A 26,501-nucleotide genomic window follows, 5' to 3' on the forward strand; every position below is an offset into this window, starting at 1 on the left:
TTCCATTACGTGTTGGTCGCGGGTTCCCTGTTCGCGCTGTTCTCAGGTTTCTATTACTGGGTGCCGAAGTGGTCGGGCTACATGTATAACGAGTGGCGCGGCAAGTTCCACTTCTGGGGCTCGCTGATCACGTTCAATGTCACTTTCTTCCCGATGCACTTCCTGGGTCTGGCCGGCATGCCGCGACGCTACGCCGACTACCCGGCGCAGTTCACCGACTTCAACCAGATCGCGTCGATCGGCGCGCTGGGCTTCGGCCTGATGCAGGTGTACTTCCTGTTCTTCGTGGCGCTGCCGTCGTATCGCGGCGGCAAGCCGGCCGAAGCCAAGCCGTGGGATGGCGCCGAAGGCCTCGAGTGGACTGTGCCGAGCCCGGCGCCATTCCACACCTTCGAAACGCCGCCGAAGATCCATTGAGCCAGTAGCTCGCCCGCGCGGATCGCGCACGTCGTCCACATCAAGCAGTTCGCAACGACGAGATGGCACTACGGCGCCATCTCCTTTAACAACGGAACCTGAAATGCCTTCGCTCCAGGGAAAAAGCCCGTCGTCCGCCGCCGCCACAGCTTCTGCAATACGCAGGCGCAACCTGCGCACGGGACTGATCTTCGCCGCGATCGCGGCGGCCTTCTTTTTCGGCGTGATGGTCAAGACCAAGCTCATGGGGATGTAGGCCGGCAGCATGTGCTCCCGGCACTCTTTGGAAGAACCGCAATGAGCCGAATACGACGATTCAACCTCCGCACCTTGAGCAAGCTGTTGCTGCTGGTGGCCGCAATGTTCGCCTTCGGCTACGCGATGGTGCCGTTCTACAACGCGTTCTGTGAGTTCGCCGGCATCAACCAGTTGGGCGATCGCGAGAGCGCAATCATCGCGCGCAATACGCAGGTCGACAAAAGCCGCACCATCACGATCGAGTTCGACGCCAACGGGCGCGGTCCGCTGCGGTTCCAGCCGGAGCACAGCAGCATGCAGGTACATCCAGGGCAGATGGCGACGATCAACTACGAGGTGGCCAACGAGAAGCCATATCAAGTGCGCGCGCAGGCCATCCCGAGCTACGTACCGGCACTGGCGGCCAGCTATTTCAACAAGATCGAGTGTTTCTGCTTTACAGAGCAGACACTCCAGGCCAAGGAGGCCAAGGAATTTCCGGTGGTTTTCGTGGTGGACCCGAAGCTACCGAAGGACGTGAATACGATCACGCTGTCATACACCTTCTTTGACCTCGGAACCGCGCCGAAAGTTGGCACCGAGTCCAGGTGAGGCCGCGGGTGCAATTGAATAAGGCTGATCAGTTCCAAACACGGCATCACTCAGACATCCGCCTTTAAACTGGAGAAACAAAAGTGAGTGCTTCCCGTCAAACGTCACCCGGCTATTTTGTGCCTGCCCCGTCACGCCATCCAGCAATGGCCAGCGCGGGCCTGCTTGTAATCGTGGCTTCCGCCGCGGCATGGATCAATGGCTTGCCTTGGGCGCACTGGACGCTTGCGCTTGGGCTGCTGTGGCTGTTGACTGTGCTGCGTGGTTGGTTTGGTGATGCGATCGGCGAGTCGGAGGGCGGCCGCTACGGTCGTAACATCGACCGTTCGTACCGCTGGAGCATGAGTTGGTTCATCTTTTCCGAAATCATGTTTTTCGGAGCGTTTTTCGGCGCGCTGTTTTACGCGCGCACCCTTGCGACGCCTGAACTCGGCAGTCTGGACAGCAAGCTCTTGTGGCCGGGGTTCACCGCCACGTGGCCGAACGCAGGACCGGCAGGCCTCGTCGAAACGTTCAAGCCGATGGGCCCGTGGCCGATTCCCACGCTCAACACGGCAGTGTTGCTCACCTCCGGTGTGACACTGACGATCGCCCATCACGCGCTACGCGCAGCTCACCGTGCCCGGGCAGCGTTCTGGCTTTTCCTGACGATTGCACTTGGCTTCATCTTCCTTGGCTTCCAGTCCTTCGAATATTTCCATGCCTATCAGGAACTGAACCTGAAGCTGACTTCGGGCATGTATGGCTCTACGTTCTTCCTGCTGACCGGATTCCACGGGTTCCACGTGATGATGGGCGCAACCATGCTGAGCGTGATCCTGATTCGCATTCTCAAGGGGCACTTCACGCCGGAACATCACTTCGGTTTTGAAGGTGCCGCCTGGTATTGGCACTTCGTCGATGTTGTTTGGCTGGGCTTGTATGTCGTGGTGTACTGGCTGTGATTAACGATAGGAGACTCCCTTGAAGGCAAACAAGCGATACGCGCTGACATTGGGGATGCTGGCGCTCGGCATGCCAGGCGCGCATGCCGGCGAGCTTACAGGCAATGCCGAAGCGGGCAAGACCAAGGTGGCGATGTGTATCGGCTGCCATGGCATTCCAGGTTACCGGACGGCATATCCAGAGGTGTACCACGCGCCAAAGCTGGGTGGGCAGAACGTCACATACGTGGAGAAATCGCTGAAGGCATATGCGAGCGGAGATCGCCGCTTCCAGACCATGCACGCCATTGCGGCGAGCTTGAGCGAACAAGACATCGCCGATGTCGCCGCGTACTACGCCGCGCAGACGGCAGGCAGCAAGAGCTCGACGCTGAAGTGATCATGGCATCGGCTGGACAGGAGAACTCATGAGAAAGGAAATTGCGGCAATCGCCGCAGCAATGATGGTGACCTCAAGCGTTGAAGCCGCCGATATCCTGAATGGCAAGGCGCTCGTAGAAGCGGGCAACTGCGCTGCGTGTCACGGCGCGGGGCTTAACAAGCCCGTCAGCCCCGACTATCCGAAAATTGCGGGCCAGTATGCCGACTACCTCTATTCCGCACTTCGTGCGTATCGGACCGATGCCGGGATCATCGTGGGCCGTTCCAACGCAATCATGAAAGCCCAGGTTATGCAGAACCCCGGGATCAGGGACGCAAGCGGCAAGCCACGCTCGTTCACTTTGAGCGAGCTGAAGAGTATCGCCGCTTACATTTCGTCCCTGCCCGGTGACCTGCTCACAAAGCAGTAGACCAACCATATTCACACCTGAAGGAGACCAAGTCATGGCTATCAAGGAAGACCGACGCGCTGCCCTTAGAACGTTCGGTGTCGCAGCAGGCGCCGCAATTCTCAGCGTAAGCGGCCAATCCGAAGCAAAGTCGGCCGACGCCGCATCGCTCCTGCCCAATGGAGCCGGCAGCTTACGTCAACTTATGCACCGGCTGGCCGCAGCACCCCGCCGCAGGGACTTAAAAACGGTACCGATGATCTTGCAAAGCCCCGATCAATGGGACCACGAGGCGCTCACCGAGGTGCTCACGTACCGGAGCAGCCGGCGACAGGTATGGGACAACGTCGATATCGGGGGACCATGGCTCAACCTGATGCGAAATTCATTGAATGCTCAGATCTGGTCCTTCAAGCACCCCGAATTCCTGGTTGTGTCCTCGACACATGGTACGGCCAACTTGGCGTTGTTGGATCAGGCCATATGGGATAAGTACGGGATAGCAAAGTTAACCTCCGGCAAGTTTCAAACCAACACGCTGCTGCTCGAGACGCCCAGTGGCGCGATGGATCCTCACGACTATGAAAACAATGAGGGAGCATTCTCTTCCCGCGACAACAGCATTGCCGCGTTGCTTCGCAGAGGCGTCGTCTTCATCTCGTGCCATAACGCCCTCTGGGAGCTGGCAGAAAAACTGATTGCCAGCGGGAACAATCCCGACAAACTCCCGGTCACCGCGTTGGCAGCCGAGCTGACCAACCACGTCATCCCGGAGGCGATAGTGGTGCCCGGCGCCGTCGCCACTCAACTCGAATTACAAAGTGTGGGATTCCAGTACTCGAAATAGGAGCCGATCATGACCCAGCCCCGGACAACTCGGATGAACCACTGGCGCAGCGTGGCGTTCTTCCTTCTCTGCGGTATCCAGGCAGCTGCTTTCGCCACATCGGCCCCAAGCGCTCAAGAAAGCGTCTTCCCTCCCTGGCAAAACGGTCGCAACAACGACGCATTGAACCGAGGGTTCGAGTTCACGGTGCCGGAAGCCGACGTGTTGGCTGATTTTCACGGCGACCTTTCGGCACCAAAGCTCGTCCTTTTTGTAGGGGGAAACTATTTCTTCGCCATGGCGCCGCTTGTTGAGCGTTTCGAGAAGGAAAATCCGGAGTACCGGGGCCGAATCTTCTGGGAAACGATTCCGCCAGGCCTCCTTGTCAAGCAGATCAAGGCGGGCGGCACAATCACTGTCGGCAACATGACCTGGACTGTCAAACCGGACGCATATTTCGCGGGATTGAAAAAAGTCGAAGGACTGATCGCAGACGGCACTCTTACGGGACCTGCCGTGCCCTATGTGACGAACAAGCTTGCGATTCTCGTTCCGCAGGGAAACCCCAAACAGGTGACCTCGTTGTCCGACCTGGGGCGGTCCGATTTGCGCCTTGCGATGCCCAATCCCGAGTTTGAGGGTGTGGCGCGTCAGATTAAGGCATCACTCGAAAAGGTGGGCGGTGCCCCCCTTTCGAAAGCCGTCTACGTTGACAAGGTCAAAAGCGGCGTCACCGTCCTCACGCATATCCACCACCGGCAGACGGCGCTTTTCCTGATGCACGGCGACGCCGATGCGGGCGTGGTCTGGAAGTCCGAGGCGATCTTTCAGGAGCAAGCCGGCCATCCGTTGAATCATGTCGACATTCCGGACGCGGAGAACACCACCGCAATCTACGCGGGCGCCATGGTGCGGGGCGCGCCCCACCCGGCAGCGGCCCGAAAGTGGCTCGCATTCATTCGATCGCCGTCGGCCTTTCGTATCTTCGAGCGTTACGGCTTCATGCGGTACGACGCAAAGGCCCCTCGGTAGCCGTTGTGAAACTCGCTAGACGATGGCGTGAGTCGGTTCCGACAAGTCAAGGAGTCGGCGGCCCCATCGATAAAGTTTTTCTTTTAATGATAGACACTTTATCTCATTTGTCTTCGGAAAGATATTGCACAAAAATTCTCATTATTTGGTATGGCCGCTTTTGATCGATATCTAATCACTCCGATCGAAGCGGGCTTTAGTTGAATAGATTTTCTTCCAATCTTGAGAGATTTCACAATGAGTATTCAATTCAAAGGCAAGAAGCTGCTAGTCGTCGGTGGCACCAGCGGCATGGGACTGGAGACTGCCCGAATGGTCGTCGCCGAAGGCGGTAGCGCAGTGCTCGTGGGCCACCGCGCGGACAAGACCGAAGAGGCGCGCAACGAACTGGCCGCACTGGGCCAAGTCGCGGCACTGGCCGCGGATCTGTCCAGCGACGAAGGGTTGGCTGCGCTGCTCAAGGTCATCGACGAGCAGCATTCGGACATCGACCTGCTGGTCAATGCGGCAGGGATTTTCTTCCCGAAGCCCTTCCTGGAACATCAGGAATTGGACTACGACCAGTACATGAAGCTGAACAAAGCGTTCTTCTTCATCACGCAGAAGGTCGCCGCCAATCTCGTCGCCAAGGGTCGCCCAGGCGCGATCGTCAACATCGGTTCGATGTGGGCGAAGCAGGCCATTGCGGCCACACCGTCTTCGGCTTACTCGATGGCCAAGGCCGGTCTGCATTCGCTGACCCAACACCTGGCGATGGAGCTGGCTCCGAAACACATCCGCGTCAACGCAGTGTCACCGGCGGTGGTCCAGACCCCGATCTACGAGGGCTTCATCCCGAAGGCCGAGGTGCACAGTGCGCTGCAAGGATTCAACGGCTTCCACCCGATCGGCCGTATCGGTACCTCGCAGGATGTCGCCGAAGTCGTCACCTTCCTGCTCTCGGACAAGGCGAGCTGGGTCACCGGCTCGATCTGGGACGTGGACGGCGGCGTGATGGCCGGCCGCAATTGATTCGCTGCGGGCAAGTGCCTCGCGCTTGCACCTATTTCTCGCGCCGCCCCACGGCGGCATCGAGCGCGTGATTACGGTGTCAACGACCTGCCCCTGATATTGCAGGACAGGCAGTTCAGGGGAGGTTGTCTCAGTGACCTGCCCCCATCCAGACCGGCTGTTCACCATGCTCGGCCCGCCGCAGGGAGTGCGACACCGTGACCAGCACGCGCCGCCCAGGCAAGGACCTGGCGAGGGATTGAATCCCTGCTGCAGGAACGCCGCAAATGCTGGCGGCCCATTCGGCATCTTTTGCCACGCCATCCTCGCCGCCCGTCAGGTAGGCCTCGAATTCTTCCCAGCCGCTGCAGTAACGCGCGAGGAACTCACAGTCATGCGAGCCGTCGCTGACCAGCGTATGCGCCAAACCCAACATAAGAGCGACATCGGTTCCAGGTGTGACCGGCATTTAGTCGGCGACGGCCTCCTCGGACAGATCGGAACGCAGGGGCGAAATGCAGACAAAGCGGCAACCTCGCCCGGTCGCTTCGCGCATGGCTCCACGCTCGACGTGTCGGCTGACGCCGCCGCCAGCTACGCGGGCGTTCTTCAGCGCCATCCCGCCGAACGCCAGCACGACTTCCGTGTGGCACGCGACCTGCTCCCAGGTAACGTTCCGGCGCACAGCCTTCTCGTAAGACCCGAGGATGTGCGGTATCAGAACCTCCGCGCAGCCCGCGCTATAGGAATTCACAGATCTGACGTAGCCGCCCATGGCCGCGTTCAGGAACCGGTGAATCTGGCTCTGTGCGTGGTGGAACCGACCAGCGCTTGACCAGCCATAGGATCCGCCGAAGACAGCGCGTGGACCATGCGCGCCACGCACGCGCTGCAACTCACGGGCGAGCAGGTCCAGCGCCTGGTCCCAGCTGACCTGCACATACTCATCACGGCCACGCATGTCGTCCGCGCCTGGCCCTCGTTCGAGCCAGCCGCGACGAATGGCAGGCGCGGCAATCCTCACCGGGTGACGCAGCGCGTCCGGGAAGTTGTCGATCAGAGGGTTGGGGTCGGGGTCGCCAGGATGTGGCCGGACGACCAGCCGCCCATCCTCCATACCAGCGTGGAACGCCCCCCAATGGGCACTGTGAGTGCGAAGCTGCTGCGTCACATCAATTCTCCTGAGCACGGAGTGACGCTGAGGTGGTGAAGTTCGTTCCCTTCACGTTCACACCGTCGTATACCGTTTCAATGACCGAGAATCTTTGACAGGAAGTCCCTGCTACGCTCATTGCGTGGGTTGTTGAAGAACTCGCCTGGTGAGTTCTGCTCGACGATCTGCCCTTGGTCCATGAAGATCACTCGGTCAGCGACCGCCTTGGCAAAGCCCATTTCATGCGTCACGCACAGCATCGTGATGCCCTGCTGAGCCAGTTCGGTCATCACGTCGAGCACTTCCTTGATCATTTCCGGATCGAGCGCGGAAGTCGGCTCGTCGAACAACATGATCTTGGGTTTCAGGCAGAGCGCACGCGCGATGGCTACGCGCTGCTGCTGGCCGCCCGATAACTGCAGGGGATATTTTCCCGCCTGCTCGGCAATGCGCACGCGCTTGAGCTGCTGCATCGCCCGCTCTTCGGCCTCGGCCTTGGGCATTTTCATCACCCACATCGGTGCCAGCGTAAGGTTTTCGAGCACGGTCAGATGCGGGAACAGGTTGAACTGCTGGAACACCATGCCGACCTGCCTGCGCACCAACTCGATGGCCTTGCTGTTGTCCGACAGCTCCACGCCGTCGACACGAATGACGCCTTCCTGATGCTCTTCCAGTCGGTTGACGCAACGGATCAACGTGCTCTTGCCGGACCCCGAGGGACCACACACTACGATACGCTCACCGGCTCGCACTTTGAGATCGATGTCCCGCAACACGTGGAAGGAGTTGCCATACCATTTGTTGACTTTATCGAAGCTGATGATGGATTCACTCATGATGTTTATCGAGCCTTGCTGCGCTTGACTTGCTTTTCGATCCACAGGCTGTAACGCGACATCGAGAAGCAGAAGAGGAAATAGATGAGAACGATGAAGAGGTAGCCTTCGATCTTGAACGGTCGCCAGGCAGCGTCCGAGTCCAAGGCCAGCTCCATCGAGCCGGTCAGCTCGTAAAGCGACACGATGGTCACGAGCGATGTGTCCTTGAAGATGCCGATGAAGCTGCTCACGATGTTCGGCACCACCAGCGTCAACGCTTGCGGCAGTACGATCTTGCGCTGCGTCTGCCAGTAGCTGAGTCCCAGCGTGTCGGCCGCCTCGACCTGTCCTTTGGGAATGGCCTGCAGACCGCCGCGCACCACTTCGGCCAGGTACGCCGCGGAAAACAGCGTGATCCCGGCCAGCACCCGCACCAGAACATCCGGTGATTTATTGGCCGGCAGGAACAGCGGGAACATGAATGACGCCATGAACAGCACGGAAATCAGCGGAACACCACGGATCAGCTCGATATACACCACGCAGAGCGAGTGAACCGCCGGCAGCTTTGAACGTCTTCCTAGTGCGACAAGCACGGCAATAGGGAACGCGAGAACGATCCCGAACGCCGCGAGCATCACTGTCAACGGCAGGCCGCCCCACAGGTCCGTCGGAACCTCAGCCAGGCTAAACATGCCGCCACGCATCAGGATGAAGTATATGGGCACGACAGCAATCCACACGCCAACCAGCCAGCGCCTCCAGAATGGCCTCATGCAGCTTGCCGCCAGCAGTGCGATCAGCAATGCCGTCGCAGCGAAGGATCGCCAACGCTCCGCCATCGGGTAGCGTCCAAAGACGATGAAACTGAACTTCTCGCTCACCACGCCCCAGCACGCACCGCTGCCGCGCGCGGCCTGGCACTGGCCCACATTGGGTGCGAACACTGCATTAAGCAATCCCCAGCTGAGCAGCCGGCTCGCGCCGTAGGCGATCAGAGCCAGCGCGGCGAGGGTCGCTACGGAGTTCCAGACATTGCTGAAGAGATTCAGTCGAATCCAGGCCAGCACTCCTCCCATCCTCTCCGGTGCCGGCCGAGGTGGGATGGGTTGGAAGACATCGGAGATCGTTGCCGACATTTCAGCGCTCCTTGATCGCCGCGCGGCGGTTGTACCAATTCATGAACATGGAGGTCGACAGCGACGTCGTCAGATATACGGCCATGATGATGGCGATGCACTCCACGGCACGCCCTGTCTGGTTGAGCGATGTGTTGGCGACGGAGACGATGTCGGGATAGCCGATGGCTACAGCCAGTGACGAGTTTTTCGTGAGATTGAGATACTGGCTGGTCATAGGCGGAATGATCACGCGCATCGCCTGAGGAAGCACAACCAGCCGAATCGCCTGGTGCCGTGGCAGGCCCAGACTCGCTGCTGCTTCGCTCTGTCCGTGCGCCACGGCGTTGAGGCCGGCGCGCACGACTTCGGCGATAAAGGCGGTGGTATACAGCACGAGCCCCAGCGATACCCCCAGGAACTCAGGTGTGACCGGGACGCCCCCTTGCACCAGCATGCCATCTACCTTGGGAATGCTCCAGGCCGAAGGCGCGCCGCCGATCAACCAGCCGACCAGACCGCCGCAAGCCACGATCACGATCGGTAGCCAGACCATGCTGCGCTGCCTGCCCGTGGTCTCGAAGTGTCGGCGAGCCGCACGGCGATACAGCGCAGCCACGATAAGCCCAAGGACTACGCCGATGCCAGCCGTTGCATGGCCGAGCTTCCAGACGGGGACAGGCAGTGTGAGGCCGTCCTTGCTCAGCAACGCTATGCCGCCGAACGAGATCGCCTGATCGAGGCTGGGGAGCGCCTCAGTCAGAAACAAGTACCACATCAGCAACTGGAGCAGAACGGGCACGTTGCGAAAAAGCTCGACGTAGGCGTAGCAGAACCCGCGCACGATGGCGTTGCTGGAGAGGCGGCCCACGCCGAGCAGCGTGCCTAGCACGGTGGCGGCGACGATGCCGACCACCGCCACGCGCACCGTGTTGAGGATACCCACCAGGAACGCCTTCCAGTACGGATCGAGCGCATCGTAGGGAATGGCCGACTCGCTGATGTCGAATCCCGCCGAGTCTCTCAGGAAGCCCCAGCCGCTCTGGATGCCACGGGCGCTCATGTTGAGCAGGGTGTTGTGCGTGAGATACCAGACACCCGCCACGCAGAGCGAGAGAAGCAGTGCTTGGTAGAACAAGCCACGAAAGGTTTTTGAGCGCCACCCTATGTGGCGTGTTTGCTGGGGGCGCTTTGTCACCGCTTCCTCCTTCTCTCCTCAGGTATGCTCAACCGCCCTCAGCGAATCGGGGGGGCATACATGATGCCGCCCTTGTTCCAGAGGTTGTTCAGACCACGGGGCAGCTTGACCGCAGACGTAGGGCCGAGATTGCGCGCGAAGATCTCCCCGTAGTTGCCCCCCGCCTTGACGGCCTTGACCATCCAGTCCCTGTTCACGCCAAGCCACTTGCCGGTGTCCTCGGTCTTGCCGAGGATGCGCATCACGGCCGGATCGGCACTCTCCGCGGCCAGTTTGTCGACATTGCCCTGCGTAATTCCGTATTCTTCGGCCTCGATCAGGCCGAAGACCACCCACTTGACGATCGCAGCCCACTCATCGTCGCCACGTCGCACCGCCGGGCCGAGAGGCTCTTTCGAGATCAGGGTCGGCAGAATCTCATGGTCCTGCGGATTTTTGGCCTCGTTGTTGCGCATCGATGCCAAGGCAGAGCCATCGGACGTGACCGCCGCGCAGCGGCCGGCGAAGTACGCGCCATCGACGGCCTCCGTCTTTTCGAACACCACCGGCTTGATGTTCAGCTTGTTCGCACGCGAGAAATCGGTGAGGTTCTTTTCCGTCGTCGTGCCTGCCTGCACGCACACCGTCGCGCCCTTGAGTTGCATCGCGCTCGTGATCTTGCTCTTGACCGGGACCATGAAGGCCTGGCCATCGTAGTAGGTGACGCCCGTGAACTCCAGACCCAGCGAGGCATCGCGCGATAGCGTCCAGGTCGTGTTGCGCGAAAGCATATCGATCTCGCCCGATTGGAGCGCGGTGAAGCGTTGCGGCGTCGTCAGTGGCACATATTTGACCTTCTTGGGGTCGCCGATGACTGCGGCGGCCACAGCACGGCAGACGTCTACATCGAGGCCACTCCAGTTGCCATTGGTATCGGCTTGAGACAAGCCGGCCACTCCGGTACTGACGCCGCAAACAAGTTGCCCGCGCTGTTTGATTGCGTCGAGGGTTTTCCCCGCATGGGCAGGGGCAGCCAGGAGCGCAGACGCAGTGGCAACCAACGCAAGGCCGGCAATTCGCTTCAACATGAGTTTCTCCTCCTCGGTTACATGGAACAACTAACGGTTGTCGATGCTTCTTTGCACTTGGTCTTCTAAAGTTGGCCAATACGCTAATGACCCAACCGACGATCGACGTCCGTGCCAGACAGTACGGCCTGAGTATCCGCAGCCGTAATTTTCAAAACAATTGACTTTTTCGCGATTCAGCTGGGAACTTTCTTCACAAATCCACCGTGCCTCCGCCGGTGCTTTGCTCGCCGACGGCTCTCGGCGAAAGCGGCCGCATCGCTTACGCGGCAACATGACCGCGCCCCACCGGCTCTTGCATTGCTTGCGGCGATACGTGTCGTTCACGCGTTCGCGTTCGCGTTGGCGTTACGGCAGCGCTGATACGTCGCGTCGCGCTCGAACCGCGGAAGGTCGACGGCCTGCTGCAGCGCTTTGTCCCATTGGAGTACCTCGCCTATGTCGTCGACCACGAAGTCAATGAAGGTCCGCACTACCGCATTCGCGTGTTTCGACCGGCGACCGGTAGTACATTGCGTACAACGTATGCGTAATGGCCGATCTATACTCGGGCAGGACTATCCTCAGCGCACCCTGAATGATGTCGGACGAAACCGGATACGTCGGCAAACATGCCACGCCCTGACCATGCAGTGCAGCCTCACGTAATGCCAGACTGGAATTCGATTCCAACGCTGTCTTGACAACGACTTGTTGCGTGTCTTTTTCGCCTTGGAACCCCCACGCACCATTCAATGTCATCGCCGGGTATACGACGCACCGGTGCCGCATGAGGTCGATCGGTTTGCGAATCGCCCCGTTCGAATCGAGGTAATGGGGTGCTGCGCAGTAGACCCAGTGAATCGTTGCCAGTTTTCGCGCAGCGTAGCCGGAATCGGTTCTGCTGGTTATCCGCACCGCCAGGTCATAGTTTTCTTCGACGAGGTTGGACAACCTGTCATCCAATGCAATGGATGTACTGACGTTCGGAGACCATCCAGGTAGCGGCCCACGATTGGCGTAAGTTGCTTCGATCCGAAAGCCATTGAGCATGTAACCCGAAGATTTCCTTCAGGACTCTTCGTCTGCCGAGCCGCGTCCAGTGTCGTTTCCAGATCGGACAATATGTCGTTCGCGCGCTCGAATATGATCCGGCCGCTATCTGTCGGTGTCAGGCTTCGCGTCGTACGCTTGACAAGCAGCACCCCGCGCCGTTCCTCCAATTGCGCCAGGCTCTTGCTGACGGCCGAAGGTGACAAATTCAATTCTCGGGCGGCAGCAGACATACTCCCCTGTTCCGCGATCCTGACAAAAACAGTGATCTGCGTAAAAGCAGCAAGGTGCTTCAGATTGATCTGCTCTCGCAGCGGACGCCGCGCGACGCGCGGCAATGATCTTGTATCGGTGGCTTTCGTCTCGCCCATATCCGAGATGCACGAAATTTTTGAGTACAAGAATGTCGATTCAATGGAAACCGACGGCATTATCGGATCTCGGACGTGTCACCTTCTCGCTTTGCGCGCTGCGATAAAAACCGTTCCGGTTTGGCATCTTCACAGCAGGGAGCGACGTTTCGTTCATCACGGCCTCGTCGGGGATAATCCCGTTACGGGAAAGAATGAATGCGACGAGCGAATACACCTCATTGCTCGTCAACGAGCCCGGGGCGGTCAACGGCATCGCCCGCCGGATATAGTCGAACGCCACAGTCGCGTACGGCCAATAGCTGCCTACGGTTTTTACGGGCTGATCGTCAGCCAACGTGCCGATGCCTCCAACAAGGCGCGGAAAGGCACCTCGCCCGGCAATGGGAACGCCCTCCGCGTTTGCGCCATGGCATGCGGCACATCGGTCCGCATAAATCTTTGCCCCCTCCGCCGCCGTCCCGTGCCCTGCAGGCAGCCCCCTACCATCGGGATGAACGTCAATATCCCATCCGGCAATCTGTTCGGCGCTTGGCCGGTGGCCAAATGCCATTGGCGGCTTCGAAGTGGATTGTGCAACTGCCGTCAACGATGTGCCAGCACATACCACACCGGCGAGCAGCAACGTGTGTGCGGACCGACTAAACGTGGACATTGGTCACCCCTCCATTGCGATCGACCTTCCAGCTTTGGATACCGTTCAAGTGATAATTCGAATTGAGGCCACGAGCAGCGATAATGCTCTTTATCGTCGGCTGCTCGTATCCCGTTTCGTCGACACACCGGCTCTGAAGGACGGCCGGTGAGCCATCCCACACCCAGTCGAATCTGAATCGGGTAAGGCACTTCGTGAGCACGGGCTCCTGAAGCTGCGCGCGATGCCAGGTTCGCCCTCCGTCGGTCGATACATCGACCCGCCGAATCTTTCCCTCCCCCGACCAAGCGAAACCGGAGATCTCATAATAGCCCGGCCCATCGAGCTGCATGTCGCCCGAAGGATACGTGATCACCGATTTCGCCTGCATCACAAAATTGAACTGCTTTGCCCTTCCGTCCTTCATCAATTCCGTGTAGTACGCGGTTTCCTCGTAGGTCTCGGACGGTGCGGTTCCGAATTTCAAGCGTCGCAGCCACTTGATATTCATGTTTCCTTCGTAGCCCGGCACCAGCAGCCTCAGTGGATAACCTTGCGATGGGCGGAGCATCTCGCCATTTTGAGCAAAGGCGAGAATCGCATCGTCGAACAACTTGCGTACGGGAATACTGCGATCCATCGCGGCTGCGTCGGCACCCTCCGCAAGCGCCCAGGTCGCTTTCGGGTCGACCCCGACGTCATCCAGCACTGTCGACAGGCGCACCCCGGTCCATTCGGAGCAACTGAGCAACCCGTGCGTCTGCTGCACGGTTTTCCCTGTCGGCTTGCGCCATTCCTTCGATGTGTTTCCCGAACACTCGATAAAGTGCATTTGCGAGACCGTCGGATAGCGCATCAACTCATCCATCGTCAGGAGCAACGGCCGCTTAACCATACCCTCTATCAGCAGCCTGTGCTGCGATGGATCGATATCGGGTACCCCGCCGTGATTGCGTTCGAAATGCAGCCCGCTGGGCGTTACGATCCCGTGAAGATGTTGCAGGGGGGTGAAATTCCACGACGCGAAATCAATCGCCGTCACGGTTGTCGGAACTCGCAGGACGCTTTTTTCATAGGGAGACGGCGAACCGTACCCGGTCAGCCCCCGCCCCGGCGTCATCATCCAGGCGGGGCGATTCGGGGGTAGATTCGCGGGATTGGGCGGCTCCGGCTTCCAGCCCGCACGATGACGTATCGGCTCCGACTCGGACTCTGCTCGGCTACCGGTACTCAAAACAGCACCCGCGCCCAATGTCGCCGAAGCAATATTCTTCAGAGCGACGCGTCTGTTGATCTTGCCGGAAGAATCGTCCATTATTCCCCTCCCCTGGATGAGTCGCCGTGCCGGCTGGTCGGCACGGCAGCATGTACCACGCCGTCAAGCGGCCCCAAGTTGACTGCTTTTCAGTGTCAGGCCACCGACCTCAATTTAGCGCGTCGTTTCGTGGCTGTCTGTCGACTATCCGACATTACGTATATAGAAACGGAATTTTTTGCTTTTCAGCACTGGCAGCAGATCGTCTCGATTGCCGCGTTAGCGGAAGAAAATGGCACGTCGCCACGGCGCCCGCAGGCGTTCCGTGGCGACCACCTTGCCATCAAGCTAGTTGCGGGACGGCGCGATGAACGATCACTCGATCGTATAGGCCAGATAGTCTTTGACCACTTCCTCGTTGAGCGCCTGCCCCAAACCTGGCGCATCGGGAACCTTGAAGCGCCCGTTATCCGGTTGGTAATCGTTCACGCAACGTTCGCGTATGCACGGTTTCAGCGCGTAAGTGTGGTGCTCGTGAATGATGAAGTTGGGGATGACGGCTTCGAAATGGAGCGAAGCAGCGGTCGAATCCGGGCCGCCGCAAACGTGAACTTGGACCGTGGCATCGTAGATATTCGCCATATCGCAGATCTTCTTTCCCTCGGTAATTCCGCCGACGAGGCAGAGATCGGGCTGCACAACGGCCAATGTCTGCTTTTCCAGAAGCTCTCGATATCCCCAGCGCGTATATGAACGCTCTCCGGTCGCAAGCGGGATGTGCGTCTTGCTGGAGATCTTCTCGAAGTTCTTCGCGTTAAACGGGTTGACCGGCTCTTCATAGTAGAAGATGTTGTATGGTTCAATCGCACGCGCAAACTGAATCGCCGAGTTCGTGCCAAGCAGAGAATGAATTTCGCAAATGATGTCGACACTCGGCCCGACCGCCTCCCGAATCGCCGCGATACGTTCGACGCCCATCTGAAGATCGTCATATCGCAAAACGCCGTAGTTCTTCTGATTGATATTGGCAACGCCGGTTTTCACGCCTTCACGATTGATCTGGAGCGGATCCACCTTGACCGCGTCGTAGTCCTCCTCGATTGCGGTTCGAGCGCTGGCAGCGTATTGCTCCGGCGTCACGTTCTGCGCATATACGTCACCCCAACCGAACTGAAGCTGACTGGCGTAAGTACGAAGATCGTCGTTCGCTTTTCCGCCAAGCAGTTGATAAATCGGTTACCCCATTACCCGGCTGTGAATATCCCAAAGCGCAATATCGTAAGCGCTCATGCCGCCATACATGACCGGGCCACCTGTGTGGTCCGGAAGAGAAGTTCCCAAAACGCCTCGACGTTCATGGGATCGCGGCCGATGACGAACGGCGCGAAATCACGCAGAATTCCCACGGCGGCTTTCGCGCCGGCACCGTACGCAAGCCCAACCTCACCGATGCCGCTGACGCCTTCATCGGAACGCGAACCATGACAGGATTGAACTTTGCCATGGATGGATCTTTTCGGTTGACCTCGCAATCGAAAATTTCAACTTTGGTGATCTTCATGCTGCCCTGTCGAATACACTTTAATGTACCTATAACGTATCCGCAATTTTTACGATAAAAGCACAGCAATAGGCCGGAAAGTGGGCCCCGCGTCCGCCCCTCGTCTCAAAGCAGTGGCCGCACCAACGCATTGAACCGGTCGTCACCCATGAAGCCGATCGCGGTACCCGTGATTTTGCCCGTACGGTCAATCACTACGGTATAAGGCAATGCGTAGGCAGAGTTGCCCAACGAAGCCGCAAGCTCCATACCTTCTGCCTCTCCGTGCAGGACGGGGAAATTGATGCCGTATTCCTTCGCAAATTCCCGGATGTCTTCGGCACGGTCGACGGCGATTCCGACGAACTGCAGCCCCTGCGCCCCGTATTTTTCCTGATCATCGATCAACGCAGGGATTTCAGCACGGCACGGCGGGCACCACGTGGCCCAGAAATTCACCACCAGCACCCGGCCCTTCCATAGAGCCAGGTTCTGTTCCTTGCCCTTCAAGTCTGGAAAACGTGATTGCATCAAGCCACCTGGGGACACCGCATCTTGCCCGGTCAGGACGCTCCCGTCCGTACGGCCTGCAATCGCTGGCCCATATGCCGCTTCGCGGTCCCCCACCGGTCGCGCAGCAATCCCAAGCGCCGCTGCGGCCCCCCGCGATGATAGCCCCCCAACATCAGCGTCCATCCTCGCTTCCTAGTCATCTTTTCAGTCCCGGTCAGTTCAACGTTCGCACCCAACTTCGCTGCTCGTAGCACGGGAATGAGCATCCCGCATGAAGAGTAGACATATAGCCGGGCGGCATATTCCATCTGCCTCGCGCAGTTGCAACGCCAGACTGACGAAGGATGGAATAAAGGCGGGATTCATCCCGTCCTAGATATAAGTGGACAAGCGAGCGGTGTATCAGCAAGCGGTGTCTTAGTGCCGCGCAAAGACCACCCAATCAGGTGTAATGGGCTCTATGTGCATTTTTCAGGCGACTTGTTGCGTACTCGGGCACCCTGTTGAACTACGTCCCGAGGCATTTGAACGCGGTACGCGCTCGCGGAAACGCTGCTGCCGCATCAATAGAATGATCGAGGTTTCTGCATGAGCGGTCGTATCCGGGGCATGGCCATGAATTCTCGGCGGGATTTCTTGCGCGACGAACTCGAGCTGCTCAGTTCGATGCGCTTCGCCATCAGCCTGCTCTGCCTGCTGGCGATCGCCAGCGTGATCGGCACCGTGATCAGCCAAGGCCAGCCATACCCGAACTATGTCAACCAGTTCGGGCCCTTCTGGGCTGAAATATTTCGAGCTCTCGGGCTGTTCAATGTCTACGGTGCCTGGTGGTTTCTGCTGATCCTCGGCTTCTTGGTCGTATCCACATCGCTCTGCGTTATACGCAATACACCGAGAATCGTCACTGATATCCGCAGCTGGAAAGATCATGTTCGTGAAAGGAGCCTGCACGCCTTTCACCATAAGGCTGAATTTGGCACCGATCAGGCGCGCACGGACGTAGCCAGACGCCTGTCGCAGCACATTGGTCACCAGGGGTTTCGGCTGGTGATCCGGGAGCATGAGGGTGCGACACTGATCGCAGCCAGGGCCGGCATGGCCAACAAGCTCGGCTATGTTCTCGCGCATGTCGCGATTGTCGTCATATGCCTGGGGGGGCTGCTCGACAGCAACCTGATAATCCGGTTGCAAATGGCGCTGTTGGGCAAATCGCCGGTCATGGACAACCCGCTCATCGACTCGATCGGTCCGGAACACCGCTTGAGCCTTGCGAACCCCACCTTCCGCGGGAACGCCTTCGTGCCTGAAGGCGGTGAGGTCAGCACGGCGATCCTCGATGTCAACGACGGTTCCCTGATCCAGGATCTGCCGTTTTCCATCCAGCTGAAGAAATTTCGCGTCGAATACTATTCGACCGGGATGCCAAGGCTCTTTGCCAGCGACATCGTGGTGATCGACCATGCCACCGGCAAGCGCATCCCGGCCATCGTCAAGGTCAATCAGCCGCTCGTTTACCGAGGGATCTCCATCTACCAATCCGGCTTCGACGACGGCGGCAGCAAGCTCAAGGTGACGGCCTTTCCGATGCAAGGCTCGGGCGGCGCCACATTCGGACTGAACGGTGAGGTCGGCACCGCAGTGCGCCCGTCGCAGGCACTGCACGCACCGTACACAGTGGAATTCACCGACTTCCGGCCAATCAATGTGGAGAACATCGCCAATGCGCAGGCGAAACCGGGGTCGGGCGCGTTGCCGCGCAATTCCCTGCCCGCCGCCCTGAACCGGCAACTCGGTTCGGGCGCCAGGCCCGGCGAGGCGAAGGACCTGCGCAACATCGGCCCATCGTTCCAGTACAAAGTGCGCGACGTCAGTGGTCAAGCGAACGAGTACAAGAATTACATGTTGCCGGTACAACTGGACGGCGAAAGCGTCTTTCTTTCCGGCATGCGCGACACGCCTGACGGCCCCTTCCACTATCTGCGTATCCCTGCAGGCGCCGACGGAACCGTCAACCAATGGATGATGCTGCGTGCGGCCCTCTTCAACCCGGAGTTCCGAGCCGAAGCAGCGAGCCGTTTCGCACGTGCGGCTATGCCGAACGAGAGCCCGACGCAGACGCAGGACCAATTGATGCAGAGCGCCGCGCGAACCCTGGCAATCTTCGCTGGGGTGGCGTCCGACCAGGCAGGGAATGGTTCGCCAGGAGGTTTCCAAGCGGTGGCCGAATTTGTGGCACACACACTCCCGCAAGCCGCGCAGGACAAAGCGGCCGAGCTGATGGTGCGCGTACTAGAAGGCACGGCCTGGCAGTTGTGGCAAATCGCCCGCGCGCAGGCAGGCCAGCCACCTGCCGCTGTGACACCCGAAAACAGCCGCTTCGTGCGCAGTGCGCTCAATGCGCTATCGGACAACTTCTATTACGGCGCGCCGGTTTACCTCCGGCTTGATGCGTTTCATCAGGTTCAGGCGAGCGTTTTTCAACTGACCCGATCACCCGGCAAGGTGATCGTATACGTAGGGAGTGTGCTCCTGGTACTGGGCATTTTCTCGATGTTCTATGTGCGCCAGCGCCGGCTGTGGGTGTGGATCAAGGACCGAGATTCCGGGTCCACCGTTCTGATGGCCATGTCTACAACACGCAGGACGCTCGATTTCGAACGGGAATTCAATCGGCTGCGTGGCCGCTTTCCGGCGTTGCTGGCCTCGTCTTCCCAAGGGTGATCATCATGGAAATCTCACAAGGCTACTCCGAAGCCAACGGGTCGGGACGCCGCTCCTGGGTCGACGGCCTGTTCGCCATGGCGCTGCTGGGCGCAGCGCTATACACATTGGCCCGCTATGGCGGTGCAATGGATCCCTACGAAAAAGGGATCGTGCTGGCAGCAGTTCCGGTGTTTGCCGCGTTGGGCTGGCACTGGCGTGCGATACGCCCGCTCATGGCGGGCGTTACGGTGTTGTCGCTCTGCGCCCTCGCGCTTTACCACGGGAACCTGACGCGAGCCGAACACGTTTTCCTGCTGAAATACCTTCTCTCCAGTCAATCCGCGATCTTGTGGATGAGTGCGCTGTTCTTCCTGGCCACGGGGTTTTACTGGGGTGGGCTGCTGGCGCGCTCGGCGTTCAGCGCCAGCATCGGCTCCGCGCTCGGCTGGGCGGCCGTTCTGATGGGATTCTCGGGCCTGATGGTGCGCTGGTATGAGTCCTACCTGATCGGCACAGACATAGGTCATATCCCGATTTCGAACTTGTATGAAGTGTTCGTCCTGTTCTGTCTGATCACGGCGATGTTCTACCTCTACTACGAAAAACGTTACGCCACCCGGGCACTGGGACCGTTTGTCCTGTTGGTCGTCAGCGCGGCGGTCGGGTTCCTCCTGTGGTACAGCATTGCCCGGGGAGCGTATGAAATTCAGCCGTTGGTACCAGCGCTGCAGAGCTGGTGGATGAAGATTCACGTACCCGCGAATTTCATAGGCTACGGCACCTTTTCGCTGGCCTCCATGGTCGCCGTGGCATATCTGATACGAGAACGGGAGGAAGTCCGCTTGATCGCAACAGGCCGCGACTTCACTTCAGGATTTTTCACCTCGCGCCTGCCGAGCCTGCCGACACTTGACGACGTAATGTATAAAGCCATCGCCGTGGGCTTCGCCTTTTTCACAATCGCCACCATTCTCGGTGCGCTGTGGGCAGCCGAAGCCTGGGGCGGCTACTGGAGTTGGGATCCGAAGGAAACCTGGGCTCTGATCGTTTGGCTCAACTATGCGGCATGGCTGCACATGCGCCTGATGAAGGGTCTGCGCGGTACGGCAGCGGCGTGGTGGGCGCTTGTCGGCCTGCTTGTCACGACCTTCGCCTTTCTCGGCGTCAACATGTTTCTTTCCGGATTGCACAGCTACGGGCAGCTTTGACGCATTTGCATGCCCGTACAAAACGCCCGCAACAGCGTAGGTTCGCGAAAGTTTGCCCCAGTTGGCTCGCCCGGCGGGCGCAGAAGGACTTGGCCGATGATTCGTGAGTCAGTTCGCGAAAAGCCTTGACAACTTCCTGCTCATAGAAGGGGCTCTGAAACCATGATATCCGACTTCGTCGATGCGACGGGAGAACAACTCTCCCCCAGTGCCCCGGAGCCGCTGTACTTGCGGCCGATGGCGATGTTGGTAAGGCCCGGGAATCCCACCCGGATCAGACGATTCACCGATCTCCTTAAGCCCGGCGTGAAGATACTGGTCGTCAACGGCGCTGGTCAGAACGGCGTATGGGAAGACGTCGCCGGGCGCCTCGGGGATATCCGACAGGTGAAAGCCCTGCGGTCCAATATCGTCGCCTACGCAAAAAACAGTGCCGAGGCAAAAAAGACATGGACCAATCAGTCACTCCACACGGGTTTTTAATTAGCGCGGCGCGCCTGGCCATGGTTGGCGTCATGATGACAGCAACCATGGCGCACGCGCGCAGCGCAGACCTGGGGGCAACCGTTGCAACAAAAGGGACGGCCCAAGGGGCGCCCGCGTGTATCGGCTGCCATGGGGCGAAAGGCGAAGGCAACGCCGCTGCCGGTTTTCCGCGGCTCTCAGGCCTGAGCGCCGAATACCTTGCAACCCAGCTTGATGACTTCACGTCGGGGCAACGGTCGAACCCTGTCATGCGACCCATCGCAAAAAACATGTCGTCCGATAGCCGCAAGGCCGTCGCCGTCTACTTCGGCGCACTGCTCTCACGCGCCGGGATCAAGGCTGCGGATCCGGGCAATGCTGTGCCGTCTGACGCCGGTGCGTGGCTCCCCACACGCGGCCGCTGGGAATCCGGCCTGCCTGCGCGCAGTGTCATGGCCCGGGTGGCGCGGGTGTAGGCACAAAGTTCCCTCCGCTCGCCGGCCAGCCGGCAGCCTACATTGCGGGCCAGCTACGCGCCTGGAAAACCGCCGTGCGGCCGCCAGGTCCCCTGGCATTGATGCCCGCCATCGCTACCAAGCTGTCGGATACCGACATCACCTCGGTTGCCAACTACTACGCGGGTATGTCCGGCTCGACTGGTACCGGCGCCTCGAATGGGAGCAGCCGATGACCATCCTGACTCCTGGCATGCGCGCCGGCCTGGCTTCGGTGCTGGCATCCGGCCTGATCGCAAATGCCCTGGCAACTGACACCGCATCATCAGCACCAGCGCCGAATGCCTCTACGAGTTCGGCAGAAAAAGCTTTCACGCCGCCGTCTGAAAGCGCCATGCCAACGGACGAATTCAAAAAGTCAGTCAAGCTGGGGGAGCAGATATTCAACCACACTCAGAAATTCGCAGGGAAGTACGTGAGCAACTCGCTGAACTGTGCCAGTTGCCATCTGGACGCGGGACGAATGCCGAATTCCAGTCCGCTCTGGGCCGCGCACATCTCGTATCCCGCCTATCGAAGCAAGAACGGCGACGTCAACTCCTTTGCCGAGCGATTGCAGGGGTGTTTTGTATATAGCATGAACGGGAAAGCCCCGCCCTTGGGCGATCCGGTGTTGGTTGCGCTCGAATCCTACGCGTACTGGCTCGCCAAAGGCGCGCCCGTAAGCTAAAAACTCGCGGGGCGAGGCTATCCGAAACTGACGCGTCCGCCACAGAAGGCAGACTACACACGAGGCGTGCAGGTTTATGCGCGGCGTTGTGCCTTATGTCACGGCGCCGATGGACAGGGGCAGGCAAGCGGCGGCAAAACAGTCTTCCCTCCCCTTTGGGGTCCCAAGTCGTTTATCTGGGGCGCGGGTATGCATGAGCTACAGAACGCGGCTGGCTTTATGAAGGAAAACATGCCGTTAGGTCTGGGCGGGAGCCTGACTGATCAGCAAGCATGGGACGTAGCGCTGTTCATGGACAGTCATGAGCGCCCACAGGACCCGAGATTCGCGGCTCGGCTCCCGACAAGACCAATCGGGTCGGGTATGCGGTTCACACATCCTCTCCACCGGAGTGTCGCCATAGCGACACTCCGGTGACCAAAAACACGACTACGCAATCTCCTCGTTAATGCAGGACCTTTGCCAGAAAGTCCCGGGCTCGGTCCGATCGGGGTGCATCGAAGAAGTTGTCCTTGACACAATCCTCCACGATTACGCCCCCGTCCATGAACAGGACCCGGTCCGCGACCTTTCGGGCGAAACCCATTTCGTGGGTCACGCACACCATCGTCATTCCCTCCTGAGCGAGTTCGGTCATGACGTCCAAGACTTCATTGATCATCTCCGGATCGAGCGCTGACGTCGGCTCATCGAAGAGCATCGCCATCGGATCCATGGACAACGCTCGGGCGATGGCAACACGTTGCTGCTGCCCGCCAGACATCTGACCAGGGAACTTGTGAGCGTGTGACTTGAGCCCGACCCGATCCAGCAAAGTTTGAGCTTTCACATCCGCTTCGTCACGTGATCTACGAAGGACCTTGATCTGCGCCAATGTGAGGTTCTGCAGAATGCTCATGTGCGGGAACAGCTCGAAATGTTGAAATACCATACCCACACGTGCACGTAGCGAAGTCAGGTTCGTTTTCGAATGACCCACGCTAACGCCATCGACAGTTATCGAGCCTTGCTGAAAGTCTTCAAGACCATTAATTGTCTTGATAAGCGTCGACTTACCGGAGCCCGACGGCCCGCAAACCACCACAACCTCACCTTTCTGAACAACCGTCGTACAGCCATCCAGAACACGGAATTGACCGTACCACTTCGAAACATCGTTGATGTCAATCATGTTGCGTTACCCGATCAGCTGATATTTTCAAGAATCGACAACGGTCACTGCGCCGCCTAGTGCCGGGTCTGCAAGGCGAATCGCCCTTCCAGACGATGCTGAACGACCGATAGCAGCGAGCTCAATACCCAGTAAAGCGCTGCTGCCGCCAGATACAACGGCAACGGTTGAAAAGTCGTAGCGATGACCTCCTGCGCGGACCGAAGCAACTCGGTCACGGTGATCACCGATACGAGCGAGGTATCTTTGATCAAGCTGATGAGTGTATTGCCCATGGACGGAATCGCGAGGCGCAACGCCTGAGGGCCAACCACGTACCTGAGCGTCTGGAAATAGTTCAGTCCCAAGCTGTGCGATGCACTCCATTGTCCGCGCGGGATGCCGAGAATCGCGCCGCGCATGCTCTCCGAAAGATACGCCCCCGCGTTCAACGTGAGCGTCAGAATACCCGCCGCCGTTGGTGACAGCGAGATACCGACATCAGGCAACCCGTAGTACACAACAAATATTTGCACCAACAGCGGCGTGCCACGCATGACGCTCACGTATGCTCGAGCAATCCGATCCAGAACGCGATTGCCACTGACTCGCATCACCGCAACGAAGGCACCGACCACGACTCCGAGCACCATTGCCGCGACCGCAAACTTGATGGTCAATAGCGCGCCCATCATCAAAACCGGCCCGGAATTGAGCACTAGATTGAAATGTTCCATCTACTCATCCTCCAACGTAACGCATGCTCATGCTATTGAGCCGTACGTCAGTTACCAACCGGACGAGTGACATCCGTGCCGAACCATTTCTTCGAAATCGTCGCGAGCGTTCCATCTTGTCTCATGGATGTCATCGCTCCATTCACCGATGCTGAAAAATCTGGATTTCCCTTCCGATACGGAATACCAATTTCATTGCTCGTATTCTTCAGAAGTCCGCCTCCGCGCACGGGCACATTCGCGGTCTTGATGAGATACGGAACGAACAGCCGGTCGTTCAGATAGGCGTCTGCTCGGCCGCTCACAAGATCGCCAAGTGCCTCATTCATCCCAGGATACGTCTGCACGATGATCCCGGGAACCGACTTGGCCAGGTCAGCAAAGTTCGAACCCAACGTAACCGCAACGCGCTTTCCCTTGAGTTCTTCAAGGCTTCGATACTCCTGCTTGTCATCACGCTTCTGCAGCACCTGAACTGCCGAGTAGGCGTAAGGCGGGCTAAAATCGAGCGACTGACGGCGTTGAGGCGTAATACTCACTTGATTTACCACCACATCGAACTTCCCCGCCTGCAGGCCACCGATCAGGCCTGACCATTCCGCCGTATAGAACTTCGGTTTGACACCCAGCTTTGATGCCAACGCCTTTCCGACATCGACGTCAAAGCCTTGCAGCTCACCGTTTTGATCGCGAAAATTGAACGGAGGATAGGTTCCTTCCATTCCGATCATCAGCTCGCCTCGGCTCTTGACGGTGTTCAGCAGATCTTCCGCATGCGCTCCGAGAGTTGCACACACGGCAGAAACCGAAAGAACTGTGAATAAAATGGCCTTCTTAACCTTCATGATCATGTCTCCTGTTTTATATAACTGCTGCGATTGATATTCGCCTCATTCACTCAGTGAGAAGAGCTCAATCAGGTTCAGAGTAGCATCGCCAATTTATGAAATAAAATGGTAAAATATCATCAATCTATGAGCACATGTCATGAAAGAAACGAGTACCAACATTTTGCTATTCTTGGGAAAGCGGACTGATTCGGGGGCGCCATCTCAGTGACGAAGCGGCTGAGTTCGACTCAATCCGCGCTGCCGCGCGCATGCCGACAAAATTGACGGCCGCGCAATTGGGCTACAGACGGACCACGCTATCACGCGCCGCCAGTTTGTTTGGAAGACCAATCAGCACCAACAGCGCCGCGACCAACACGCTGCACGCAATCATGTAGAGCGCGGTTTCAGTGCTGCCGGTCAACTCTTTGACTTTGCCGACAAGATACGGGCTGATTGCGCCACTAAGATTGCCAACCGAGTTGATGAGCGCAATCCCGCCAGCGGCTGCCGGGCCCGCCAAGACTTTCGGGGGAAGTGTCCAGAACACCGGGAGGCAACCCACTGTCCCCATCGCTGCCAAGGTAAGCGCGAGCAGCGACAGACTAGTGACACTACCAAACCATCCCGACAAGGCATAACCCAAACATGCGGCGAGGAGCGCAAATCCCAAGTGCTTGCGGCGTTCACCGGTTCTATCCGAGCTCCTGCCCACCAAAACCATGGCAACGCAGCCTGCCGCATAAGGAATTGCCGTGAGAAACCCGATCGACACCTTGTTTGTCACTCCGGTCTGCTTGATCAACTCAGGCAACCAGAACGTCAGCCCCCAAAGCCCAATGAGCGCAAACAGATACACGGCAGCGAGGAACAGTGTCTCAGGCTGACGCAGCGCCTTGCCGAAATGATGCTCACGACTCGTGTCCGACTCAAGCTCCAGGTTTTTGGTGATCACCTGCCGCTCCTCCGCCGACAACCATTTCGCATCTGACGGTCGATCCGTCAGGTAGAAGAAAACGGCCACACCCAGCACGACGGTAAGTAGGCCTTCGAGCAAGAACAGCCACTGCCAGCCTGGCAGGTTGCCCGCGCCGTCGAAGTAGGTCATGACGAAGCCTGCGATTGGCCCGCCTACTACACCTGACAGCGGCACTGACGTTAGAAATAGTGCGTTGATTTGCGCGCGCTTCTTGGCGGGAAACCAATACGTGAAATAAAGCATCACGCCGGGCATGAAGCCGGCTTCGGTCGCCCCCACGATGAACCGAAGGACATAGAACCAGCGCTCCTCACGCACGAACATCATCAGTGCCGAGGCGATCCCCCAGGAGATCATGATACGGGCGATCCATTTTCGCGCGCCGACCCGACCGAGAATAATGTTGCTGGGAATCTCAAAGAGGAAGTACCCAATGAAGAAGATACCCGCGCCAAGACCATAGGCTGCGTCTGAGAGACCGAGATCACTTTGCATCTGCAACTTCGCAAAGCTGATGTTAACTCGATCGAGGTATGCGCAAATGAAGCAGATGGCCAGAAACGGGACCAATCGCCATGTTGCTTTCCGGTATGCCGATGCTTCCAGGGAAACACCTGGCGAAGCATCCAGAGCTCCGCGGCCACTCGTATTAAACATAAATCGTCTCCGAATATTTGGGACTTCGCGGCCCGTCCAGGTAATCGAAGTCCGTTT

At 58.6% G+C, this 26,501-nt stretch carries 27 protein-coding genes and 4 pseudogenes; 14 read left to right on the forward strand and 17 right to left on the reverse strand.

Annotation, left to right across the window (positions count from 1 at the left end; genetic code table 11):
• The 9 genes from PTE30175_RS12125 to PTE30175_RS12160 form a co-directional block, all read left to right on the forward strand.
• On the forward strand, positions 1-417 hold a 417-nt coding region (locus tag PTE30175_RS12125; protein WP_191629010.1), incomplete at its 5' end, for a cbb3-type cytochrome c oxidase subunit I.
• A 103-nt stretch (positions 418-520) separates the two neighbouring features.
• Positions 521-673: a cytochrome oxidase small assembly protein gene (locus PTE30175_RS28220; RefSeq protein WP_191629012.1), complete on the forward strand. Its 153-nt coding sequence runs from the start codon at positions 521-523 to the stop codon at positions 671-673.
• A gap of 41 nt (positions 674-714) precedes the next feature.
• Positions 715-1,266 (forward strand): cytochrome c oxidase assembly protein, encoded by a 552-nt coding sequence (locus PTE30175_RS12130; RefSeq protein ID WP_150697324.1) that lies wholly within the window; start codon positions 715-717, stop codon positions 1,264-1,266.
• An 83-nt stretch (positions 1,267-1,349) separates the two neighbouring features.
• Entirely contained in the window at positions 1,350-2,210 is an 861-nt protein-coding gene (locus tag PTE30175_RS12135) for a cytochrome c oxidase subunit 3 (protein WP_150697325.1), read from the forward strand.
• 55 nt (positions 2,211-2,265) lie between these two features.
• Positions 2,266-2,589, forward strand: a complete 324-nt coding sequence (locus PTE30175_RS12140) for a c-type cytochrome (protein WP_150697489.1) — start codon at positions 2,266-2,268, stop codon at positions 2,587-2,589.
• 28 nt (positions 2,590-2,617) lie between these two features.
• The gene (locus PTE30175_RS12145; protein WP_150697326.1) at positions 2,618-3,001 is read left to right on the forward strand and encodes a c-type cytochrome; all 384 of its coding nucleotides are present in this window, start codon (positions 2,618-2,620) and stop codon (positions 2,999-3,001) included.
• A 34-nt stretch (positions 3,002-3,035) separates the two neighbouring features.
• Complete coding sequence (gene tetH, locus PTE30175_RS12150) at positions 3,036-3,827, forward strand: thiosulfate dehydrogenase (protein ID WP_150697327.1); 792 nt, start codon at positions 3,036-3,038, stop codon at positions 3,825-3,827.
• 9 nt (positions 3,828-3,836) lie between these two features.
• Positions 3,837-4,838 (forward strand): molybdate ABC transporter substrate-binding protein, encoded by a 1,002-nt coding sequence (locus PTE30175_RS12155; RefSeq protein ID WP_150697328.1) that lies wholly within the window; start codon positions 3,837-3,839, stop codon positions 4,836-4,838.
• Positions 4,839-5,075: 237 nt separating this feature from the next.
• Complete coding sequence (locus PTE30175_RS12160; RefSeq protein ID WP_150697329.1) at positions 5,076-5,849, forward strand: SDR family NAD(P)-dependent oxidoreductase; 774 nt, start codon at positions 5,076-5,078, stop codon at positions 5,847-5,849.
• 139 nt (positions 5,850-5,988) lie between these two features.
• Here the strand turns inward: PTE30175_RS12160 and PTE30175_RS12165 are convergent.
• The 13 genes and pseudogenes from PTE30175_RS12165 to PTE30175_RS12210 all read right to left on the reverse strand — a co-directional run.
• Positions 5,989-7,017 (reverse strand): annotated as a pseudogene (locus PTE30175_RS12165) (molybdopterin-dependent oxidoreductase); the annotation flags it as partial.
• A 59-nt stretch (positions 7,018-7,076) separates the two neighbouring features.
• Positions 7,077-7,820, reverse strand: coding sequence for an amino acid ABC transporter ATP-binding protein (locus PTE30175_RS12170; RefSeq protein WP_150697330.1), 744 nt, complete (start codon positions 7,818-7,820; stop codon positions 7,077-7,079).
• Between the two features lie 5 nt (positions 7,821-7,825).
• Positions 7,826-8,941 (reverse strand): amino acid ABC transporter permease, encoded by a 1,116-nt coding sequence (locus tag PTE30175_RS12175; protein WP_150697331.1) that lies wholly within the window; start codon positions 8,939-8,941, stop codon positions 7,826-7,828.
• Position 8,942: 1 nt separating this feature from the next.
• The gene (locus tag PTE30175_RS12180) at positions 8,943-10,118 is read right to left on the reverse strand and encodes an amino acid ABC transporter permease (protein ID WP_224788734.1); all 1,176 of its coding nucleotides are present in this window, start codon (positions 10,116-10,118) and stop codon (positions 8,943-8,945) included.
• A 38-nt stretch (positions 10,119-10,156) separates the two neighbouring features.
• Positions 10,157-11,185 carry an amino acid ABC transporter substrate-binding protein gene (locus PTE30175_RS12185; RefSeq protein WP_150697332.1) on the reverse strand — a complete coding sequence of 343 codons (1,029 nt, stop codon included), beginning with the start codon at positions 11,183-11,185 and terminating at the stop codon, positions 10,157-10,159.
• A 323-nt stretch (positions 11,186-11,508) separates the two neighbouring features.
• Complete coding sequence (locus PTE30175_RS28625) at positions 11,509-11,658, reverse strand: hypothetical protein (protein WP_224788735.1); 150 nt, start codon at positions 11,656-11,658, stop codon at positions 11,509-11,511.
• Complete coding sequence (locus PTE30175_RS28630; protein ID WP_224788736.1) at positions 11,642-12,217, reverse strand: substrate binding domain-containing protein; 576 nt, start codon at positions 12,215-12,217, stop codon at positions 11,642-11,644. Before PTE30175_RS28630 ends, PTE30175_RS28625 begins: the two co-directional genes overlap by 17 nt.
• 110 nt (positions 12,218-12,327) lie before the next feature.
• Positions 12,328-12,648: pseudogene (locus PTE30175_RS28635) on the reverse strand (LysR family transcriptional regulator); the annotation flags it as partial.
• Entirely contained in the window at positions 12,629-13,243 is a 615-nt protein-coding gene (locus PTE30175_RS12195; RefSeq protein ID WP_150697333.1) for a c-type cytochrome, read from the reverse strand. The pseudogene PTE30175_RS28635 and the gene PTE30175_RS12195, both read right to left, overlap by 20 nt.
• Positions 13,230-14,537 (reverse strand): sulfite dehydrogenase, encoded by a 1,308-nt coding sequence (gene soxC, locus PTE30175_RS12200; protein ID WP_150697334.1) that lies wholly within the window; start codon positions 14,535-14,537, stop codon positions 13,230-13,232. The genes PTE30175_RS12195 and soxC overlap by 14 nt, the downstream gene beginning before the upstream one ends.
• Before the next feature lie 315 nt (positions 14,538-14,852).
• Positions 14,853-15,617: a mandelate racemase/muconate lactonizing enzyme family protein gene (locus PTE30175_RS28640; protein ID WP_224788737.1), complete on the reverse strand. Its 765-nt coding sequence runs from the start codon at positions 15,615-15,617 to the stop codon at positions 14,853-14,855.
• A 146-nt stretch (positions 15,618-15,763) separates the two neighbouring features.
• A complete protein-coding gene (locus tag PTE30175_RS28645) occupies positions 15,764-16,009 on the reverse strand; it encodes a hypothetical protein (RefSeq protein ID WP_224788738.1) in 246 nt (81 codons plus the stop codon).
• A gap of 134 nt (positions 16,010-16,143) precedes the next feature.
• A complete protein-coding gene (locus PTE30175_RS12210) occupies positions 16,144-16,548 on the reverse strand; it encodes a TlpA family protein disulfide reductase (RefSeq protein ID WP_191629014.1) in 405 nt (134 codons plus the stop codon).
• A 570-nt stretch (positions 16,549-17,118) separates the two neighbouring features.
• Between PTE30175_RS12210 and PTE30175_RS12215 the strand changes: the two genes are divergently transcribed.
• From PTE30175_RS12215 to PTE30175_RS12235, 5 genes and pseudogenes are all read left to right on the forward strand, one after another.
• Complete coding sequence (locus PTE30175_RS12215) at positions 17,119-19,251, forward strand: cytochrome c biogenesis protein ResB (protein WP_150697336.1); 2,133 nt, start codon at positions 17,119-17,121, stop codon at positions 19,249-19,251.
• Between the two features lie 5 nt (positions 19,252-19,256).
• Positions 19,257-20,441 carry a c-type cytochrome biogenesis protein CcsB gene (gene ccsB / locus PTE30175_RS12220; protein ID WP_150697491.1) on the forward strand — a complete coding sequence of 395 codons (1,185 nt, stop codon included), beginning with the start codon at positions 19,257-19,259 and terminating at the stop codon, positions 20,439-20,441.
• A 162-nt stretch (positions 20,442-20,603) separates the two neighbouring features.
• Entirely contained in the window at positions 20,604-20,924 is a 321-nt protein-coding gene (locus PTE30175_RS12225) for a substrate-binding domain-containing protein (protein WP_150697337.1), read from the forward strand.
• Positions 20,891-21,597, forward strand: a pseudogene (locus PTE30175_RS29220) (c-type cytochrome). Before PTE30175_RS12225 ends, PTE30175_RS29220 begins: the two are co-directional and overlap by 34 nt.
• Before the next feature lie 17 nt (positions 21,598-21,614).
• Positions 21,615-22,418: pseudogene (locus PTE30175_RS12235) on the forward strand (c-type cytochrome); the annotation flags it as partial.
• 118 nt (positions 22,419-22,536) lie between these two features.
• Here the strand turns inward: PTE30175_RS12235 and PTE30175_RS12240 are convergent.
• The 4 genes from PTE30175_RS12240 to PTE30175_RS12255 form a co-directional block, all read right to left on the reverse strand.
• Positions 22,537-23,262, reverse strand: coding sequence for an amino acid ABC transporter ATP-binding protein (locus PTE30175_RS12240; RefSeq protein ID WP_150697338.1), 726 nt, complete (start codon positions 23,260-23,262; stop codon positions 22,537-22,539).
• Between the two features lie 56 nt (positions 23,263-23,318).
• Entirely contained in the window at positions 23,319-23,978 is a 660-nt protein-coding gene (locus PTE30175_RS12245; RefSeq protein ID WP_150697339.1) for an amino acid ABC transporter permease, read from the reverse strand.
• Positions 23,979-24,025: 47 nt separating this feature from the next.
• Positions 24,026-24,823: a transporter substrate-binding domain-containing protein gene (locus PTE30175_RS12250; RefSeq protein WP_150697340.1), complete on the reverse strand. Its 798-nt coding sequence runs from the start codon at positions 24,821-24,823 to the stop codon at positions 24,026-24,028.
• Positions 24,824-25,109: 286 nt separating this feature from the next.
• The gene (locus PTE30175_RS12255) at positions 25,110-26,444 is read right to left on the reverse strand and encodes an MFS transporter (RefSeq protein ID WP_150697341.1); all 1,335 of its coding nucleotides are present in this window, start codon (positions 26,442-26,444) and stop codon (positions 25,110-25,112) included.
• Between the last annotated feature and the right edge of the window lie 57 nt (positions 26,445-26,501).

The sequence above is a fragment of the Pandoraea terrae genome (assembly GCF_902459695.1).
Classification (GTDB): domain Bacteria; phylum Pseudomonadota; class Gammaproteobacteria; order Burkholderiales; family Burkholderiaceae; genus Pandoraea; species Pandoraea terrae.

What these genes read in the sequence shown, in the direction of transcription:
- PTE30175_RS12255 (WP_150697341.1), bottom strand. Translation starts at nt 26,444, where the DNA reads ATGTTTAATACGAGTGGCCGCGGAGCTCTGGATGCTTCGCCAGGTGTT.
- PTE30175_RS28630 (WP_224788736.1), bottom strand. Translation starts at nt 12,217, where the DNA reads ATGCTCAATGGCTTTCGGATCGAAGCAACTTACGCCAATCGTGGGCCG.
- PTE30175_RS12175 (WP_150697331.1), bottom strand. Translation starts at nt 8,941, where the DNA reads ATGTCGGCAACGATCTCCGATGTCTTCCAACCCATCCCACCTCGGCCG.
- PTE30175_RS12215 (WP_150697336.1), top strand. Translation starts at nt 17,119, where the DNA reads ATGAGCGGTCGTATCCGGGGCATGGCCATGAATTCTCGGCGGGATTTC.
- PTE30175_RS12185 (WP_150697332.1), bottom strand. Translation starts at nt 11,185, where the DNA reads ATGTTGAAGCGAATTGCCGGCCTTGCGTTGGTTGCCACTGCGTCTGCG.
- PTE30175_RS12195 (WP_150697333.1), bottom strand. Translation starts at nt 13,243, where the DNA reads ATGTCCACGTTTAGTCGGTCCGCACACACGTTGCTGCTCGCCGGTGTG.
- PTE30175_RS12225 (WP_150697337.1), top strand. Translation starts at nt 20,604, where the DNA reads ATGATATCCGACTTCGTCGATGCGACGGGAGAACAACTCTCCCCCAGT.
- soxC (WP_150697334.1), bottom strand. Translation starts at nt 14,537, where the DNA reads ATGGACGATTCTTCCGGCAAGATCAACAGACGCGTCGCTCTGAAGAAT.
- PTE30175_RS12145 (WP_150697326.1), top strand. Translation starts at nt 2,618, where the DNA reads ATGAGAAAGGAAATTGCGGCAATCGCCGCAGCAATGATGGTGACCTCA.
- PTE30175_RS12140 (WP_150697489.1), top strand. Translation starts at nt 2,266, where the DNA reads ATGCTGGCGCTCGGCATGCCAGGCGCGCATGCCGGCGAGCTTACAGGC.
- tetH (WP_150697327.1), top strand. Translation starts at nt 3,036, where the DNA reads ATGGCTATCAAGGAAGACCGACGCGCTGCCCTTAGAACGTTCGGTGTC.
- PTE30175_RS12245 (WP_150697339.1), bottom strand. Translation starts at nt 23,978, where the DNA reads ATGGAACATTTCAATCTAGTGCTCAATTCCGGGCCGGTTTTGATGATG.
- PTE30175_RS12250 (WP_150697340.1), bottom strand. Translation starts at nt 24,823, where the DNA reads ATGAAGGTTAAGAAGGCCATTTTATTCACAGTTCTTTCGGTTTCTGCC.
- PTE30175_RS12160 (WP_150697329.1), top strand. Translation starts at nt 5,076, where the DNA reads ATGAGTATTCAATTCAAAGGCAAGAAGCTGCTAGTCGTCGGTGGCACC.
- PTE30175_RS12170 (WP_150697330.1), bottom strand. Translation starts at nt 7,820, where the DNA reads ATGAGTGAATCCATCATCAGCTTCGATAAAGTCAACAAATGGTATGGC.
- PTE30175_RS12240 (WP_150697338.1), bottom strand. Translation starts at nt 23,262, where the DNA reads ATGATTGACATCAACGATGTTTCGAAGTGGTACGGTCAATTCCGTGTT.
- PTE30175_RS12210 (WP_191629014.1), bottom strand. Translation starts at nt 16,548, where the DNA reads ATGCAATCACGTTTTCCAGACTTGAAGGGCAAGGAACAGAACCTGGCT.
- PTE30175_RS28220 (WP_191629012.1), top strand. Translation starts at nt 521, where the DNA reads ATGCCTTCGCTCCAGGGAAAAAGCCCGTCGTCCGCCGCCGCCACAGCT.
- ccsB (WP_150697491.1), top strand. Translation starts at nt 19,257, where the DNA reads ATGGAAATCTCACAAGGCTACTCCGAAGCCAACGGGTCGGGACGCCGC.
- PTE30175_RS12155 (WP_150697328.1), top strand. Translation starts at nt 3,837, where the DNA reads ATGACCCAGCCCCGGACAACTCGGATGAACCACTGGCGCAGCGTGGCG.
- PTE30175_RS12130 (WP_150697324.1), top strand. Translation starts at nt 715, where the DNA reads ATGAGCCGAATACGACGATTCAACCTCCGCACCTTGAGCAAGCTGTTG.